Genomic DNA, 16,209 nt, shown 5'->3' with positions numbered 1-16,209 from the left:
TTCACCCCCCGAATGGTTTGGGGCCCGCTGACCTCGTGCGCGGGGGGGGGGGGTCCGGTTCTTGCCCCCCCCCCCCGGCCCCCCCCCCGCCCCGTCGGCACCGTGCGGACAGGCGCCCAGGTGCTCAGACGGCGTTCAGCCCTCCGTCCACCACCAGGCTCTGCCCGGTGATGTAGGACGCGCGGTCGGAGAGCAGGAAGGCGACGGCTTCGGCCACCTCCCAGGCCGTGCCCTGGCGGCCGAGCGGTATCCGGGTGAACGAGGTGGAACGTGACGCCCGCCGGGCCGAAGCCTCGCGGCCCATCGGGGTGTCGATCAGGCCGGGGACGACCAGGTTGGCGCGGATCCCGCGCGGCGCGCCCTCCTTGGCGACATGGCGGGTGAGACCGAACAGGCCTGCCTTGGAACTGTCGTAGGCGGGCGAGTTGGTGGCCGCGCGCAGTCCGGCCACGGAACCGACGAAGACGATCGATCCTCCGTCGGCGATCACGGGCAGTCCGTACTTGGCGGCGAGGAAGGGGGCGCTCAGGTTGAGCGAGAGCACGCGTTCCCACTGCTGCGGCGAGGTCTCCGCCAGGCCCGCGCCGAGGCCGATGCCGACGTTGACCACGATCGCGTCGAGGGCGCCGAGTTCACGAAGGGCCTGGGCGACCATGGCCGAGGACTGGCCGGGATCCGTGGCGTCACCGACCACGTGGAGGCCACGGGCGCCCTCTTCACCGACAAGGGCGGCGGTGGTCGCCGCGGCGGAGGGGGAGACGTCGGCGCAGGCCACGGACGCTCCCTCGCGAGCGGCGAGCACGGCAACCGCCCGCCCGTTGCCCACCGGAGCCGTCGGATCGTCGCTGGGTCGGGTGCCCGCGCCGATGACCAGTACGTTACGGCCGGTCAGGAGGCCGACCGGGTGGGCGGCGTGGCGCCGGGCCTCAGGCATCGGTGTGTGTCCCTTCCTCCGCCTCCGCATCGGCCCCGGGCAGAGTCTCCGTCTCGTAGCCGGGCTCGAGCCGGGTCCCGGCGGAGTTCAGGAAGAACGCGACCATGTGGTACTGACCGACGAGCATGGTGACTTCGATCAGCTGCGCCTCGTCGTGATCGGCGGCGAGTGCGGACCAGGTGGCCGCGGACAGACGTGCGTCTCGGTGCAGTTCGTCGGCGGCGCGCAGCAGACGGGCGTCGGCCGCCGTCCAGCCCTGGGCGTCCGGGCCCGCGCCGACCCGCCGGATCTCCTCGTTGGTGACCCCGGCGGCCCTGGCCAGCGGTACGTGTCGCCCCCATTCGTAACTCGCCCCGGTGTTGTACGCAGTGCGCAGGATCAGCAGTTCCCGGGTCCGGTCCGAAAGGCGGCCGTCGCGCAGCAGATGGCTGCCGAACGGCAGGAAGTGCCGGAAGAGGCCGGGGTGGCGCACCAAGGTGGTGAAGACGTTGGCGAGGTGGCCGTCGGCGTCCCGGGGGATGCCGGCCAGGAGCTCCCGGGTGGCCGGGTCCCAACCGTCCTCGGGCAGCGGTGCGAGGCGTGGGCCGGTGTCCGGGGCGGCGCGGTGGGGGCGGTGACGGTGTTCGTCGGTCATGGTGGTCTCCGCACTCTTCGTCGGGGTGGGGCGGTGGCACGAGGGCGGCACTTGGCACGGTCGATCGGCGCCTCGTCGCGGGCGCGTCGATACGGGCACCCTTTGCCGCCTTGCCACTGTGCTTTCGGGGGCGGCGGATTGTCGACGGCTCCCCGGCCAAGGCCGGAGGGCTGCATATTGTTCCGTTGCACAACGGACGGTGTTCGAGGGGCGGAGACGAGGACCATGGGCGGGCAGTCGGGCGCGGCGGCGCCCCTCGAACGGGTCATCGCCGCGATGGTCGCGCAGCAGACCCACGTGGGCGGGCGGTTGCACACGGATCTGGCGGACCACATCCCGTCCTACCGCACGATTCCTCGGGAACTCCTGGACCGGATCTGGCATCGGCACTTCCAGCGGGCTCTCGAGGTGGTGAGAGAGGGGACGGTGCCCGCGCCGGAGGACTTCGACGAAGCCGATGTGGCCCGGGACCGGGCCGCCCGGGGCGTGCCCCTCGGCGACGGGCTCCGCGCCTTCCGCCGTGCGCTGAGCGCGATACGGGATCTGTTCATCGCCGAGGCGACCGAACGCGGGCTGGACCCCAGCCTCGTCGTCAACCGCACCAAATGCCTGTGGGAGCTCGCGGACGTCGCGAGTCTGCAGATCGCCGCCGTCCACCGGCAGGCGGAGGTCGCCTCCGCCCTGTCCGACGCCCGCCGCCGCGCCGACTTCCTGCGTGGACTGCTCTACGGGACGCTGAGCGCGGCAGAGATCCACAGCGGTGCGGCGATCTACGGACTGGACCCGTCGCGGGCGTACCGGGCCGTCACGGCTGTACCGAACGGCACCATGGATCCGGATGCGCTGGAACGCTCTCTGGAGTCCCACGGCCGCAGGAACGGGCGAAGCGCGCTGCTCACCGTTCTGGACGAGGCTGTCGCCGGGGTCGTGGAGGCAAAGCCGGAGACCGGTGACCTGGAGGTGACGGCGGGGCTGGGCCCGCCGACGGACCTGGCCGCGGTGCACCGCTCCTTCCGCGCCGCCGGCAGGCTGCTGCAGGCCGCCCGTGCGTACGGTCTGCGCGGCGTGTACGACCTGAGCGACCTGTCGTGGCGCGTGGCGGTCGTCGCCGAACCGGAACTCGCCGAGTTGCTGCTCGACCGCTATCTGCGCCCACTGGAGGCGGAGGGGGCGTTCGGTGCGCTCATCGAGGAGTCGGTGCGGGGATACCTGGAGCGCGGACGGCACATCCGTGAAGTCGCTCGCAGCGCACACGTCCATGTCAACACCGTCCGCTACCGGCTGCGTCGTTTCGAGGAGCTCACCGGCACCAGCCTGGACGCTCCGGACACCGCCGTGGAACTCAGCTGGGCCTTGGCGGCACGCGAGCTGCGGACACCGCCGCGAGACCATGCGGGACCCGCTCATGGCGCGGCGGGCGAGGCCGCGGCTCCCACCGGGTTTCAATAGGCTTGCACGGCATAGCAGGTCAGCCTGCACGGGGGAACTCCGAGCGGTGTCCAGCGGTGGAGAGGCGGATGACGGAGCTCAGCGAAGGCCACGACGATCCGTTCGCGCTGCACCTCGCCGCCTTGGCGGTGCTGGACGACCGGGGCGTCGTGGTCGGATGGAACCGGCGGGCGCAGGAACTGCTCGGTCGTCTGGACGCAGAGGTGATCGGTCGTCGGGCATACGAGGTCCTGGTCGATCCCGGCGATCTGCCGGCTGTCCGGGAAGCAGCCGAGAAGTGCAGGAGAGCCGGCGGTTGGTCCGGGGTGCTGAGGGTGCGGCACGGCGACGGGCGGCTCGTGGAGATGGGAATCAGGGCCCGCGCGCTCTCACGCGACGACCGGGTCCGTGAGTGGATCCTTGCCACCGCACCCGCGGTTGACGTCCTGGAGTGGCAAAGAGACCGCGCGGTTCTCGACGGCTTGTACCGCCGCTGCCCGATCGGCCTGGTCGTCCACGGCCCCGACCTGAGGATTCTCCGGGTCAACCGGGCCATCGAACGCTTCAGCGGCGTCCCGGCAGCGGGCTTTAAGGGGCTGCCCACCGGATATTTCCTCCTCCCTGACGACGCACGCAAGGCTGTGGACCGTGTGCGCCAGGTGATGGAGACCGGAAAACCGTTGGTCTACTCCGAGCAGCTCGCTCGCCTGGAGTGGGATCCGACACGCGAGCGGGTCGCGATGGTCTCGTCCTTCCGGCTGGAGGACCCCTCCGGCCGCATCCTGGGCGTGGCCGAGATGATTGAGGACATCACTGAACGCCATCGGGCCCAGCGTCGGCTCGCGCTCCTCGACCAGGCCGGCAGCCGTATCGGAACCACCCTCGACGTGGCGGAGACCGCCCGGGAACTCGCTGAAGTGATGGTGCCTCACCTCGCCGACCATGCGTCGGTGGACGTGCTTCAGCCGGTGACGCGCGGTGAGGAACCGACGCGCGCCCTGGCCGGGCCTCTGGTCCGACTGGGAGCCTGCAGCGTCGGTGCCCAGCAACCCGGCCCGCCCCACCCCCAGGGCGAACCCGTTGAGTTCGGGCCCGACACACCCCAGGCCTCATGCCTGGCCGAAGGGCGGCCCGTCCTGGAACCGATTCTCCCGCCCGACTGGTTCTCCCCGGAGGGCCACCAGGGGGCCCACGCTCCGGACGTGGGCGTCCACTCGCTGATCGTGGTACCTCTTGCCGCACGTGGCATGGTGCTGGGCGTGCTGACCCTGTGGCGTTCGCGCCGCCCCGATCCCTTCGAGGCGGACGATCTCACCCTCGCCCAGGAACTCGCCTCGCGCGCAGCGGTCGCCATCGACAACGCCCGTCGCTTCACCCAGCAGCAGCAGACCGCGTTCACCCTGCAAAGCAGCCTTTTGCCGCGGGCGGTTCCGGACCAGTCGGCCGTGGAGGTGGCCCTGCGGTATCTGCCGTCAAGCGCGGCCCCGGGCCTGGGCGGCGACTGGTTCGACGTCATTCCCCTGTCCGGGGCCCGGGTTGCCCTCGTCGTCGGCGACGTGGTGGGTCGCGGCATCCACGCCGCCGCGACCATGGGCCGGCTGCGCACCGCCGTACACACGCTCGCCAGCCTCGACCTGGAACCGGACGAGGTCCTCTCCCGCCTGGACGACCTGGTCAACCTGCTGGCGGCCGAACAGGAAGCAGCCGGCGAGCGGCCCGTGGGCGAGCAGGTCGTCGGCGCCACCTGCCTGTACGCCGTGTACGACCCGGTCTCCGGGCGCTGCTCCGTGGCCCGCGCCGGTCACCCGCCGCCGGTCGTGACCGCACCGGACGGACAGGTGACTCCGCTCGACCTGCCCGCCGGCCCACCGCTCGGCCTGGGCGGCCTGCCGTTCGAGGCCCGGGAGATCGAACTGGCCGAGGGAAGTCTGCTGTGCTTGTACACCAACGGACTCATCGGCGAACGCCACATCGCTGCCGACACCGCGCTGAACAAGCTGCGCGCAGCGCTCACCCGCCCCACGGACGCCCTGGAACGGACATGCCAGGCGGTGGTCGACTCGCTCGTGCCCTCGCGCCCCAGCGATGACGTCGCTCTGCTGATCGCCCGCACCCGCATACTGCCACCGGACGATGTCGCTTCCTGGCGTCTGCCGCTGGAGCCTGCCAGCGCGGCCCGGGCCAGGGAATTGACCACGGCAAAGCTGACCGAATGGGGTCTGCAGCACTTGGCGTTCACCACCGAGCTGATCGCCAGCGAACTGGTCACCAACGTCTACCGGTACGCCAGCGGCCCTGCGACCCTGCGGCTGATCCGTGAGCGGAGCCTGGTGTGCGAGGTCAGCGACACCAGCCACACCTCACCACACCTGCGCCGCGCCCGTATCACCGACGAGGGCGGGCGCGGGCTGTTCCTGGTGGCTCAGATGACCGAACGCTGGGGTACTCGCTACACCCGTGAGGGCAAGACCGTGTGGACCGAACAACCACTGACCGGCACGCTGCCCTGACCGTCTCGGGCCATGCAGGCGGGCCGGGAGTCGGCCCGGCCCGCCTCCGCCGGCATGATCATTCGGCCGCGGCGAGCAGCCGGGCCTCGCTCTCCTCGTACAGTCGTTCGTTCTCGCGGTTGTCGGCCGGGCGGCGCCGGTGGTCCCAACGGCTCCCCAGCCACCCCGCCAGGCAGCCGAATGGGATGGAGACCAGTCCGGTGGACTGCATGGGGAACAGGTGGAAGTCGTCGTTCGGGAAGACGGCGGCCGGCGTGCCCGAAACGGCCTTGGAGAGTGCCATGAGCAGCAGTGCGCAGGCCGCGCCGCCGTAGAGGGTAGCGAGCAGGCCGGTGCGTGTGAATCCTCGCCAGAACAGGGAGTAGGTGAGCGCGGGTGCCACCGCTGATGCCCCTATGCAGATGGCCAGCGTGGTCAGCACGCCGACGTTCCAGCTCTGGACCAGGGTGGAGAGCCCGATGGCAACGGTTCCCACGGCCACGCTTGTCCACACCGCCACCGTCATCTCCCACAGGCGGGCAGCGACGGGCTCGTCAACTTCGAGACTGTCGCCTACCCAGGCACGACCCAGGCCAACTTCAGCTTCCCGCGCAAGCTCGTCAGCGCCTTGACGTCGTCCAGCGGCTCGGCCTATCTGGCCGCGGTCACCGCGGGGAACCCCACCATCGACGCGTATGCGAGCACGGACTCCGCGGCGGAGACCACGAGTGCCGAGACAGCGCCGGTGACCGCCACGCTCGCCCTGCAGAGTCTGTCGGTCTCGACGGCCGCAGCCGACTCCACCGCAGTGACGGACGAGACGGATGCCACCCCGGTGTCCGTCGCGGACAGCCCCGGCAGCGCAGACCCGGATGACACCGGCGCCGACTACGACGCGGGCGTGACCAAGGGCTGCAGCGCTCAACTGGTGAAGAACCTCGGTCCCAAGTGGGTCATCGTGGGCCAGACCTACAGCGCCACCACGGGAGTGTCACACACCCTGTCCTACAGCAAGAGCGCCTCCAGCACGCTGGGCGTCGGCATCTCGGGCACTGGCACCTACGGCACCTTCGAGGCGAGCGGGACGAACTCCAAGTCCAGCACCGTCACCAACGACTACCCGTCCTACGGCAACCACCACGGGGTCTACTACAAGACCGAGTTCAGTGACGGCAAGTACCACGTCATCTGCGCGAACGGAAAATACAACAACGAGGACTACTGCGAGGTGCGGGCCAAGGGCTACTACGGCGGTGAAAAGGTGACCACCGCCCGCATCCCCAAGGCAACGCACTGCGCGCAGTACCTCAAGGGCGGCAAGTTCACCCGGACCACGTCCAAGGCCATCATGTGGACGGACGGGGCGAGCACCGCCGACGCGATCGGGCTCAACCTGTCGGCGGAGACCGGATATTCGACGGATACCACAGTGGTGTACTCGTTCAGTGCCACCCGCTACATGTGCGGTACGGGCGGCCCCCCGGGCGGCAGCCACCCGTACAACTTCGTCGCGACGAGCAGCAACGGCTACATCCCATAAGACACATGGCATCCCAGGGTTCCTGCCGCAACATTCTGTCCGTCCTAGCATCGGCCGTCGCACTGAGCACCGTCCTCGGCTGCTCGACGGCCGCGGCACCGGCGGGCGGAGGCCCACTGGACGGTCCGGACTGGGACAAGGCGGGCTCGGCCAATATGTGCATGCCCGCCAAGCCGGGCACGACGCTGACCTTCGGCGGCGACGAACTGCACAACTACGGTCACGCGAAGGTGGTCGTCGACAAGGTCGCCCTGCTCGACCCCAAGGGCCTGCGCTTGGTCGACGCCCTCCTGCTGCCCACCCGCAACACCTTCATCGGGTACGACAACCACTATCCACCGACGAAGACATTCCGGGACGCGGTGGGGTCCGCATGGGACCACCGGACCTCCGCTGTCGGAGCGACGATCGCTCCCCAGGCGAACACCACGGCACACACCCAGAACCTGGTCGTGGCCGTTCGCGTGGCCGGCCGTGCGAAGGCCCGCATGACCGGTGTGATCGTCGACTACCACGTCGGCCAAAGTACCGGTGGCACAACATCACCAGCCTCATCGTCGAGACGAAGAAGGCGCAGTGCTGACCCACCCGCGTCTCGCGGCCTGGGTGGTCCTTGTGGTCGGGCTGCTGGCGGGGGGCTCCGCGCCTCCCGTCGGCAGCCCGGCCGTGCCCACGCCGCAGGAGACTGTTGTCGTGGCCCTGGTGAATTCCTCGTCCCCCCGGGACAACCTCTTCAATGGCCAGTTCTGCGGCGGCGTCCTGGTCACGCACGACCTCGTTCTCACCGCCGCCCACTGTGTCCGCACCGCCGCCCCGGCTCGGTCGACGCCGTCGTCGGAGCCGACGACCTCTGCCGCGGGGCCCCTGTTCAGGGGCGGCGCCTCCGCGTCGTACGGACCCTTCTCGCACCGCGCACCACGAGCGGCACCCCGGACGCGGCCCTGCTGGTCCTGTCCAGCAGGACGCGTACGCCCCCGGCCGCGCTGCCCTCTCGCCACGGCAGCACGCCCGCCCGGGGAACGGCCTTCGGCTGGGGACGAGACGGCTACGGAGGCGTGGCACCGTGCCGGCGCACCAGCGTGCCCCTTCGTTTCGTGGCCCAGCAGTACTGCTCGGCAGCTCAGCGTAGTCTCGGTCTCACCCCCTACCCCGAGGGGCAACTGTGCGCGGTACCGGACGCCGACGCCAAGCGGAACACCTGCACCGGGGACTCGGGCAGCCCGGTGTTCGACACCGACGCGTGCGGCACCGTAGTCGGACTGGTCAGCTGGGGCCCCAGTTGCCGCACCGACGATGTGGGCGTCTACGTACGGGTGGCCTCGCTGCGACACTGGATCGCCCGGGAAACATGAGAACCCACCGGCCGCCGACGCCGTCACGTCATCCGAGCCCTGCTGTACGAGCGGCGTCTATGCCGGCACCCGACTGATCGTCGCTGTGGGCCAGCCAGTGCCACCGCAACAATGCGCTGCGTGGGAGTCCTCTGGCGCGGAGGGCGCCGTCGGTAGGGTGGCGGTGACTGTGGAGCGGACGGTGGCTGCCAGGGCAGATGGTTCTCCTGGGGCAGAGCCTGGAGGATCACCGTCTGCGTGGGCGCCATCCTCTGGCTGCTCGGAAGCTCGTAGTCACCACGATCCGCAGGATCTGGCGGGTCATCCGGAGATGGGACGGTGTATCAGGGCTGCGATCACCCGCGTGATGAGTGCGGGCAGCAGATATCTGAAGATGGAACGCCTGGCGACGATGCTCCTCTCCGCCGCCACGATCTTGGGCCTCGACAGCGGCTACGACAAGTGCGTGAAGGCGAAGCGGTAGACACCGGTATCGCCGGCACTGCATGTCGGCGGCACCCGAGCCCAGTCCGCTCGAACTGACATCACCCTTGCTCCGGCCGGAACACCCGCCGGAGCAAGGTGTTCAAACGGACTCCCTCACATGACTTCACCCACACCCCTGCTGGTTGTACCCGAGCTGATCTGGACAATCGCCGCCGGTGCGTCCGTGATCACCCCGGTTGTGACTTCCGCCCGAACAAAGCGCCAGGGCACGTCGTCTGCCTGGGATCCCTTCACCGCCCCCTTCCCGGCAGCAGTCGCCGTGGCGGCGCTCGCCTACGCCGCAGCCGCACTCGCCGCAGACCGACTCTCCTTCAGCGCGGTGGCGTTCTCTCTGTGGCCTGCAATGGCTGCATCAGCACTCCACTACACCGTCTCGGGACGCATCCGCAGATGGCCGAACTGGGCCGACTACGGCTTCGCCGCCATCGGTGCGCTGCTCTACGGGGCGCTGCCCATCTGAAACGAGAACGACTGGCTGCGGGAGATCTCGCCTCGGCCGCAACCGCGACCGCCGTCGCCCACAGGCACCTGTCAGGGCCGCCCCGAGGTGGTCGGCGCCCTGGGCGCGACCACCTGTCGGCGAGGTCGTCTGCGGCGCCGTGGTTACCGCGGTCTTCGCCCTGGGCAGCGCGATAGTCTCGGCACTCTCCTCCGCGGTGTCGTGCTCCGTGGAAACACGCTGGGACCGCGGCTTCACCTGGGGCGAGGCGATCACCAACTTCGTCTACGCGGCCTTCGCCGGCGGAGTGCTGGGGCACGCGACCATGAAGTTCCTGAAAACCAGTGCCGGAAAGACCTTCCTGCGCAAGGCGAGGCCGTTCATCGCCAAGGCCGCGGAGACGGTCGAGACGAAGGTCGCCAACAAGATCGGCCTGCATCTTCACCGCTCCGGACTGGTGACCAGGATCACTAATGTGATCGAGTCGTCGGGCGGGAGGAGGACCTTCCGGCCGCCCTATCTCCCAGCCCTGTATGGTTCAGCCCGCGTTGACGCAGCGCGGCACGAAGGCCGGATCTGCTGGGCCGTTCCGCTCGAGGGCGTTGAGCACCCACTGCTCGACCAGCGGGGACTTGGGTGCCTGGTCGTGCTCGGTCGTGTCGAACGGGCAGCGGTCCTGGAGCAGCACATTGGTCACGTACGAGTCCGGGCCCTTGAGGAAGGCGCTGGTGTACGGCAGCACGACTTCGTCGTACTTGGTGGCGATGGCTGTGTAGTCGGGGCCGACCGGGGCCTCCGGGGCGGAGTTGAGCTTCTGCAGGAAGTCGGAGCCGGCGGTCTGGTCGACGCAGGAGGGGCAGACGGTGGCCCCGGCCGCGAGGGCCAGCGGGTTGCTGGTGCCGTGGTTGGAGGGCACGATGCCAACGAGGTCGTCGACCTTGGTGGCGCCGCCGAGGAACTTCACGTAGTAGCGGGGCATCATGCCGCCCTGGCTGTGGCCTACGATGTCGACTTTCTTGGCGCCGGTCGCGCCGAGCACGGCGTTCACGAAGTCACGCAGTTCGGCCGCCGAGTCCGGGACCGGGGCGGTTTCCAGTCCGCCGTACTCGAAGGAGAAGACGCAGTAGCCGGCGTCCACGAGCGCGGGCGACAGGGTCAGCCAGTTCTCGTAGGAGGTCTTGAAGGTGCCGTTGACCAGGACCACGGGCTGCGGGTGCGCGGAGTCCGGCTTGCACGACCAGTTGTTGGCGCCCGGCGGCGGGGTGTCGGCGGCGCCCGCGGGGGCCGTGAGGCCGAGGGTGCAGAGCGCCGCTGCGGCGGTGACGGCGAGGAGGCGGGCTGTTCGTTTTGTGCGTCGTGCGCGCATGATGTCCCTTTCATGCTCGGCTGCGACCGACCGGTGTTCGGCAATGGCGACCGGTAAAACCGGAATACTTACCTCCGAGTAAGGGTGAGTCAAGGGTTCGGCCAGTGGCCGAATCCCATCCGTTATCCAGCGGTCCCCTCGGCGGCGCTGGTGGTGGCGACATCTGTGATCAGCCGGGCACGTCGTCGTCGCACGTCTCGGTGATGTGCAGGCAGTAGCCGACCCAGCCGGTGGTCCGCTTGGTGCAGCACCGGGCACGGGTGTCGTAGGGGCTGGCCAGCCGCTGGTGCCCTGGGCAGGTCATCGCCCTCGCGGGCCCGCACTCCTGCCTGGTCGCGGTGGTACTGCTGCACTGCGCCCAGGCCCGGCGCAGAGTCTCCAGGGCGGGGATGCGGCGCAGCCGGTTTGGGGCGTCGGGCCGCCAGACAGCCGTCAGCAGGTGGAAGCCGTCCTCTCCCACCCGCCACAGCCACGTCTCGTGTCTTGGTCGGCAGGCAGGCCCGTGCCTGGAGTCCACGCGCTCTCCGTATCGGCCGAGCCAGTCCGTGTCCCGCTCCGCCAGGGCCTGCTCCAGCCAGTCCGGAGCGGCTGCGGCCAGCGCCTCCAGTGCGGAACCTAGGGACTCGGCGGCGAACTCCATCCTGTGCAGCAGGCGCACGTCGGCGACCACCCGGGTGGAGTCGGTGCGCTGCCGCCCTCCCTGAAGCAGCAACCCCTGGGCCACGGCGGCCTTCAATACTGCCTCCAAGCCGCGTTCTTCCAAGCCGTGCGCAATCAGCCCGGCCCGGAACCGGGCCAATAGCGAGTAATCGAAGCCGCTGCCTCCAGCTCCAGACCCAGGAGGTATTTCCAGTTGATGCGAGCCCTCACCGCCTCGGCGCCCTGTCGGTCGGCCAGCCTCTCGGCGAACTACATCACCGACACCATCGCCAGCGCGCCAGACAGGGCAGCAGGGCGTCATCGAGTACCCGCCCCAGACTGTCGTGCAGCCGGATGGCTAACGACCCTTTCGGGAAAGCCACACGAGGCACCCGCCGGGTCAACTCCGGGACGTCTCCGCCCGACCATGATTCCAACGACACCGGAACATCACCGCCAACCAACCCATCCTCCCCACCGACCCGCACTCGCACTCGCACTCGCACGAGGGCAGATTGAGAGATCAGCAACGGGGTCCTTCAGGCCGGGGAGCACGTCAATTGGTGGCGCAGATCTCGGGTGCCGTGGCGTTGAGCCGTAGGAGCCGGAAGTAGTTCTCGCCAAGCGCGATGTCGCGGAAAGCCTCGTCGCCGAGAGACTTGTTGATGCGGCTCGTAACTTCCAGTTCCTCCTTGTAGACGGCGTAGTCCTTGTTGCGGGACGCGACGAAGTCGGTGCCGGGGATGGCGCGTGTGGGGTGGGCGTCGAGTAGGGCGGCGTACTGCTCGCGGACTCCGGGCTTGCTGAAGTACTGGTCCTCCAGGACACGCCAGCTCAGGTCGAGGGTCAGGTTCGGGTGCCGATCGAGGAGCTGGCGGACGATGGAAATATGGCGGGCCGGATCCATGGTGGACAGTTCCTTGGAAAGGCCCATGTGTGCCCAGACGATCTTGTTCCGGGGGTAGCGGGTGAGTGCCTCACGGAACAGGTACAGGTACTTGGTGGGCTCGGCGTCGGTTCCGAGGTCGGCGTGGATGGTGATGGGGATGCCGCGCTTTTCCAGCTCGCGCATGAACGGCGCCCAATGGCGGATGTCCTCCAGCGTCGCGGGATCGTGGTGGTTGGGCAGGAGGGCCACCTTGATGAGGTTGACCTCGCCGGCCCAGCGGAACAGGCCGGGGAACTCCTTGTCGTACAGGGCGATGTCGCCGGGAACGGTTTCGGGGTTGGCGACGTCGAGGGAGGTCATCGACAGCGTCAGGTGCGGGTCGGTGGGCTTGGACTCGGCGTAGCTCTCCCCGTTGACGATGTCGTTCTTGACGCTGGGCAGGACCGGCGTGCCGGGGCAGTCCAGGTAGTAGGTGCAGTCGGAGCCGGCCGGGAGCTTCTGGCCGATGCCGAAGACGTTGACGTAGCGCACACCGCTCTTGCGCAAGTATTCGTTGACCTCGTCGAAGGGGATGGCCTTGCCGCCGAACGGGCGGAAGTGCAGATGGCTGTCGACGACGGAGGTGTACGGCCGCGTCGTGCGGTCGAAGCAGGCTTCCTCGGCGAGCGCATGGCCGACACCGGCGGGAGACGCGGCGACCGCGATCGCGGCGAGGGCGGCGGTCGCCAAGACGGCGAGCTTGCGTAGGGGGAGGGACACGCTGCTACTCCGGAGGACTCGTTCCGCGAGGCGAATGGGCGGCGGAGATGCGGACACATCTCCGCAGAGTGTGCGCATCCCTGCCCCGACAGGTGGTTCGGACGCGCCGGAGTCGCTGAATTGTCACCCTGCGAACTCCCAGAAGGGATCGAAGATCCACTTGATCGGCGAGCGGACCAGATTGCCCGTCTCCATCGGCCTCCCTTGCACCCACCATCACGACAGCCAGGCTCTCGAACCGCTCGTGCGCGACAGCGCCGCAGGAGTGGGACGGTTTCTGACTGATGCGTCTGGGGTCAGCGCCGAGCAGCTGCCGCCGTACCCGGCCTCCGCCGGCCTTGACGTTCCGGGCGAGCGTCCTGGTCCAGCCGCGCGAGCTCGGCGTCGTTGCCCTCGATCGGCCTGCGCAACGCCATGACAGCGGTTACCAGGCCGATCACACCGAGGGGAAGCCCGAGAAGGCCCGCGGTGTCGGCGGCCTGAAGCGCGCCGCGGACGATGTGCCCCACGGCGAACAACTCACTCCCCGCGATCGCCAGTGCGCATTCGGAGCCGACCCGCCACGTAGCGCCGGTGACGGCGTCCCCCAGTCCGATCAGCGGCATCAAGCACCGCCTGCTGGTCGACACCCTGGGCCCTGTACTGGTCGCCTGCGTCGGTCCGGCCAGCGTGGGCGACTGCGACGGCGCCGTTGTCCTGTTCGCCCTTCGCCGCCGACACTTTCCCGCACCTTGGGCACGTCCGGGGGGACACCGCCCCGCGAGTGCCCCGCTTCGAGGTCGTCCCGCTCCGCTGGGCGGTAGAGCGAACAGGTGCCTGACTGGGGCGATGCCGCCGCCTGTCGAAGGACTTCCGAGTACTTGCGCGTCAACTCCGAGAGTGCGCATCCCCGCGCTATCGGGACTGGGTCTCGGACATGCGAGGATTATGTGGCAGGGCCCTGGCCCGGCTACGGCGGGTGGAGGTCCGTTCGTCGGAGACGGTTCCGGAGCACGAGGGAGGTGTGGAATGGACGTCGTGGGAGTCGACGCCTGCGGCAAGCAGGGCTGGGTCGGTATCGGGCTCACGGACGGCGCCTACGCGTGCAGCCTGGTGGAAGCCCGACTCCACACACTGATCGAGCGTGCCGCCGGAGCGCGGGTCATCGCGGTGGACATGCCGCTCGGCCTTGTCGAGAAGGGTTGGCGCGCCGCGGACCTCGCGGCGAGGGCTCTTCTTGGTGTGCGGCGCAGCAGTGTCTTCCTCATAGCGCCAAGGCCGACGTGGCGGGAGCGGGACTACGCGGCCGCCGCTGACCGGTGCCAGGAGCTCACCGGTAATCGGTTGAGCCAACAGGCGTGGGCGCTGACCCCGAAGCTTGTTGAGGCTCGGGCGTGCTGGCTGGCCGATGAGCGGATCCATGAGGTGCACCCCGAGATGTCCTTCCACACTTTGGCCGACGGGGTGACGCTGACTCACGCCAAGAAGACCTGGCGCGGTCAGCACCTGCGCCGCTCTCTGCTGGCCGAGGCCGGGATCGTGCTCCCGGACGCGCTCGGTGAGGCGGATCGCATCTCCGCGGACGACGTCCTCGACGCCGCCGTCGCGGCCTGGTCGGCGCACCGGATCGCACGGGGGGTCGCGGGCCGGGTTCCCGAAGTACCCGAATTCGACGTGGAAGGCCGCGCTGTCGAGATTCGATTCTGACCAGCCGTCGGATCCCGCCCTTTCGTGTAGTCCTTGGAAGTCGAAGTCTGCCGTGTGATTTTGGTAGGGAGGCGGCGAGCCTGCGCAGGGACCAGCGGTGAAGGGCTGGTCCAGCTGGGGGGGGGCGGATGGTGGCCGTCTGGATGAGTTGGCCCTTGTTATCAGGGGTGAGTGGGCGGGGACGGCCTCCTGAGCTTCAAGTCGGCTTACCGGGATTCTTACAGAAAGCCCCGGCGTTCACGCCGGGGATGAATGCATCTCAGGACTGCTGTGACCTGCACTCTAGAGCGGGCGTTTTTGCTGTTCGATGTACTGGCGGACGATCGCCAGTGGTGCTCCGCCGCACGACGCGGAGAAGTACGAGGGCGACCACAGGTGTCCGTGCATGACGGCGCGGTTGATGCGGCCGGTGAACTCCTGCCGTATCCGGCGGGCGGAGACGCCCTTGAGGCTGTTGACCAGTTTGGAGACGGCGACCTTGGGCGGGTAGTTGATCAGGAGGTGGACGTGATCGCGTTCGCCGTTGATCTCCTTCAGCTCCGCTTCGAAGTCCTCACACATCTTGCGCATGATCTCTTCGCAGCGTGTCAGCATCTCTTCGTTGAACACTCCGCGCCGGCACTTCGTCACGAAGACCAAGTGCACGTGCATCGCCGAAATGGCATGTCTGCCATGCCTGTAGTCATTCTGCCCGTCCATGAGGTCAATCGGACTAGGATCTTGGGCGTGCAGCTGCGCTACAACTACCGGGCCTACCCGGACGCCTCCCAGCGCCGTGCGCTGGCGAGTGCGTTCGGGTGCGCCCGCGTGGTGTGGAACGACTGCCTGCGCGACCGCAAGGAAGCGCACGCGGCCGGGCTGCCGTACGTGACGTCGGCGGAGTTGTCCCGGCTTCGCATCACCCAGGCCAAGTGCAGCGAGGAACGCGCCTGGCTCGCCGACGTCTCAGCGGTCGTCCTGCAACAGTCCCTTCGCGACCTCGATGCCGCCTACAAGAACTTCTTCGACTCGGTCAGGGGCAAGCGGCAGGGCCCGAAGGTCGGCCCTCCCCGCTACAAGTCGAAGAAGGACACCCGGCAGTCGATCCGCCTCAACACCAACGCCTTCTCCCTCCAGGACGACGGCACGGTGTACGTGGCCAAGGTCGGCAACCTCAAGGTCACGTGGTCCCGCCGACTTCCGGCCGCACCCACGTCCCTGACCGTCACCAAGGACAGCTCCGGCCGGTACTTCCTCAGCTTCGTCGTGGACACCGAGCCGGACATCCTGCCTGGCCTTCAGACCGACGCCGGTATCGACCTCGGCCTGTCCGCCTTCGCGGTCCTGTCCGACGGGCGGAAGATCGACAGTCCCCGCTTCCTGCGCCGGGCCGAGAAGAAGCTCAAGCGGCTCCAGCGGGAGCTGTCCCGCAAGCAGAAAGGTTCGAAGAACCGGGCCAAGGCCCGGATCAAGGTCGCACGTCAGCATGCCAAGGTGGCGGACCGGCGCCGGGACTGGCACCACAAGGCATCCACGCAGATCATCCGCGACAACCAAGCGGTGTATGTGGAAGACCTCGCGGTGTCCGG

Annotated in this window: 15 protein-coding genes and 2 pseudogenes; 9 read left to right on the top strand and 8 right to left on the bottom strand. The window is 68.9% G+C overall.

All coding sequences use genetic code 11. The features are described from left to right. Positions 1-124: 124 nt before the first annotated feature. Positions 125-934, bottom strand: a complete 810-nt coding sequence (locus tag AB0I54_RS46875; protein WP_363302525.1) for an SDR family oxidoreductase — start codon at positions 932-934, stop codon at positions 125-127. Then, a complete protein-coding gene (locus tag AB0I54_RS46870) occupies positions 927-1,568 on the bottom strand; it encodes a carboxymuconolactone decarboxylase family protein (RefSeq protein ID WP_363302524.1) in 642 nt (213 codons plus the stop codon). Before AB0I54_RS46870 ends, AB0I54_RS46875 begins: the two co-directional genes overlap by 8 nt. A 225-nt stretch (positions 1,569-1,793) precedes the next feature. Between AB0I54_RS46870 and AB0I54_RS46865 the strand changes: the two genes are divergently transcribed. Continuing rightward, positions 1,794-3,017 carry a helix-turn-helix domain-containing protein gene (locus tag AB0I54_RS46865; protein ID WP_363302523.1) on the top strand — a complete coding sequence of 408 codons (1,224 nt, stop codon included), beginning with the start codon at positions 1,794-1,796 and terminating at the stop codon, positions 3,015-3,017. 68 nt (positions 3,018-3,085) lie between these two features. After that, positions 3,086-5,506: a SpoIIE family protein phosphatase gene (locus AB0I54_RS46860; protein ID WP_363302522.1), complete on the top strand. Its 2,421-nt coding sequence runs from the start codon at positions 3,086-3,088 to the stop codon at positions 5,504-5,506. A gap of 58 nt (positions 5,507-5,564) precedes the next feature. Here the strand turns inward: AB0I54_RS46860 and AB0I54_RS46855 are convergent, their stop codons facing one another. Next, complete coding sequence (locus tag AB0I54_RS46855; RefSeq protein WP_363302521.1) at positions 5,565-6,005, bottom strand: hypothetical protein; 441 nt, start codon at positions 6,003-6,005, stop codon at positions 5,565-5,567. A 108-nt stretch (positions 6,006-6,113) separates the two neighbouring features. On the opposite strand from AB0I54_RS46855, the gene AB0I54_RS46850 reads away from it, so the two are divergent. The 4 genes and pseudogenes from AB0I54_RS46850 to AB0I54_RS46835 all read left to right on the top strand — a co-directional run bounded on the left by AB0I54_RS46850 (position 6,114) and on the right by AB0I54_RS46835 (position 9,323). Continuing rightward, complete coding sequence (locus AB0I54_RS46850) at positions 6,114-7,025, top strand: hypothetical protein (RefSeq protein ID WP_363302520.1); 912 nt, start codon at positions 6,114-6,116, stop codon at positions 7,023-7,025. A 531-nt stretch (positions 7,026-7,556) separates the two neighbouring features. Next, positions 7,557-7,820, top strand: a pseudogene (locus AB0I54_RS46845) (trypsin-like serine protease); the annotation flags it as partial. Further along, positions 7,772-8,377, top strand: coding sequence for a trypsin-like serine protease (locus tag AB0I54_RS46840; RefSeq protein WP_363302526.1), 606 nt, complete (start codon positions 7,772-7,774; stop codon positions 8,375-8,377). The pseudogene AB0I54_RS46845 and the gene AB0I54_RS46840, both read left to right, overlap by 49 nt. 583 nt (positions 8,378-8,960) lie before the next feature. After that, a complete protein-coding gene (locus tag AB0I54_RS46835; RefSeq protein ID WP_363302519.1) occupies positions 8,961-9,323 on the top strand; it encodes a hypothetical protein in 363 nt (120 codons plus the stop codon). A gap of 517 nt (positions 9,324-9,840) precedes the next feature. On the opposite strand, the gene AB0I54_RS46830 is transcribed toward AB0I54_RS46835, so the two are convergent. The 3 genes from AB0I54_RS46830 to AB0I54_RS46820 all read right to left on the bottom strand — a co-directional run bounded on the left by AB0I54_RS46830 (position 9,841) and on the right by AB0I54_RS46820 (position 12,955). Continuing rightward, positions 9,841-10,668 (bottom strand): alpha/beta fold hydrolase, encoded by an 828-nt coding sequence (locus AB0I54_RS46830; RefSeq protein ID WP_363302518.1) that lies wholly within the window; start codon positions 10,666-10,668, stop codon positions 9,841-9,843. A 169-nt stretch (positions 10,669-10,837) separates the two neighbouring features. Continuing rightward, entirely contained in the window at positions 10,838-11,416 is a 579-nt protein-coding gene (locus AB0I54_RS46825; RefSeq protein ID WP_363302517.1) for a hypothetical protein, read from the bottom strand. A 447-nt stretch (positions 11,417-11,863) separates the two neighbouring features. Further along, positions 11,864-12,955 carry an amidohydrolase family protein gene (locus tag AB0I54_RS46820; protein WP_363302516.1) on the bottom strand — a complete coding sequence of 364 codons (1,092 nt, stop codon included), beginning with the start codon at positions 12,953-12,955 and terminating at the stop codon, positions 11,864-11,866. A gap of 139 nt (positions 12,956-13,094) precedes the next feature. On the opposite strand from AB0I54_RS46820, the pseudogene AB0I54_RS46815 reads away from it, so the two are divergent. Next, a pseudogene (locus tag AB0I54_RS46815) lies at positions 13,095-13,205 on the top strand (IS5/IS1182 family transposase); the annotation flags it as partial. A gap of 46 nt (positions 13,206-13,251) precedes the next feature. On the opposite strand, the gene AB0I54_RS46810 reads toward AB0I54_RS46815, so the two are convergent. Continuing rightward, on the bottom strand, positions 13,252-13,560 hold the full coding sequence (locus AB0I54_RS46810) for a hypothetical protein (RefSeq protein WP_363302527.1): 309 nt from the start codon (positions 13,558-13,560) through the stop codon (positions 13,252-13,254). A 403-nt stretch (positions 13,561-13,963) separates the two neighbouring features. Between AB0I54_RS46810 and AB0I54_RS46805 the strand changes: the two genes are divergently transcribed. Continuing rightward, the gene (locus tag AB0I54_RS46805; RefSeq protein WP_363302515.1) at positions 13,964-14,641 is read left to right on the top strand and encodes a DUF429 domain-containing protein; all 678 of its coding nucleotides are present in this window, start codon (positions 13,964-13,966) and stop codon (positions 14,639-14,641) included. A gap of 282 nt (positions 14,642-14,923) precedes the next feature. Here the strand turns inward: AB0I54_RS46805 and tnpA are convergent, their stop codons facing one another. Then, positions 14,924-15,340, bottom strand: coding sequence for an IS200/IS605 family transposase (tnpA, locus tag AB0I54_RS46800; RefSeq protein WP_363302514.1), 417 nt, complete (start codon positions 15,338-15,340; stop codon positions 14,924-14,926). A 27-nt stretch (positions 15,341-15,367) separates the two neighbouring features. Between tnpA and AB0I54_RS46795 the strand changes: the two genes are divergently transcribed. After that, a partial coding sequence (locus tag AB0I54_RS46795; RefSeq protein ID WP_363302513.1) for a transposase occupies positions 15,368-16,209 on the top strand: 842 nt, incomplete at its 3' end.

The sequence above is a fragment of the Streptomyces sp. NPDC050625 genome (assembly GCF_040654755.1).
GTDB lineage: Bacteria > Actinomycetota > Actinomycetes > Streptomycetales > Streptomycetaceae > Streptomyces.
Note: the sequence above shows the minus strand (reverse complement) of the source record. Positions and strands in the feature narration are given on the sequence as shown.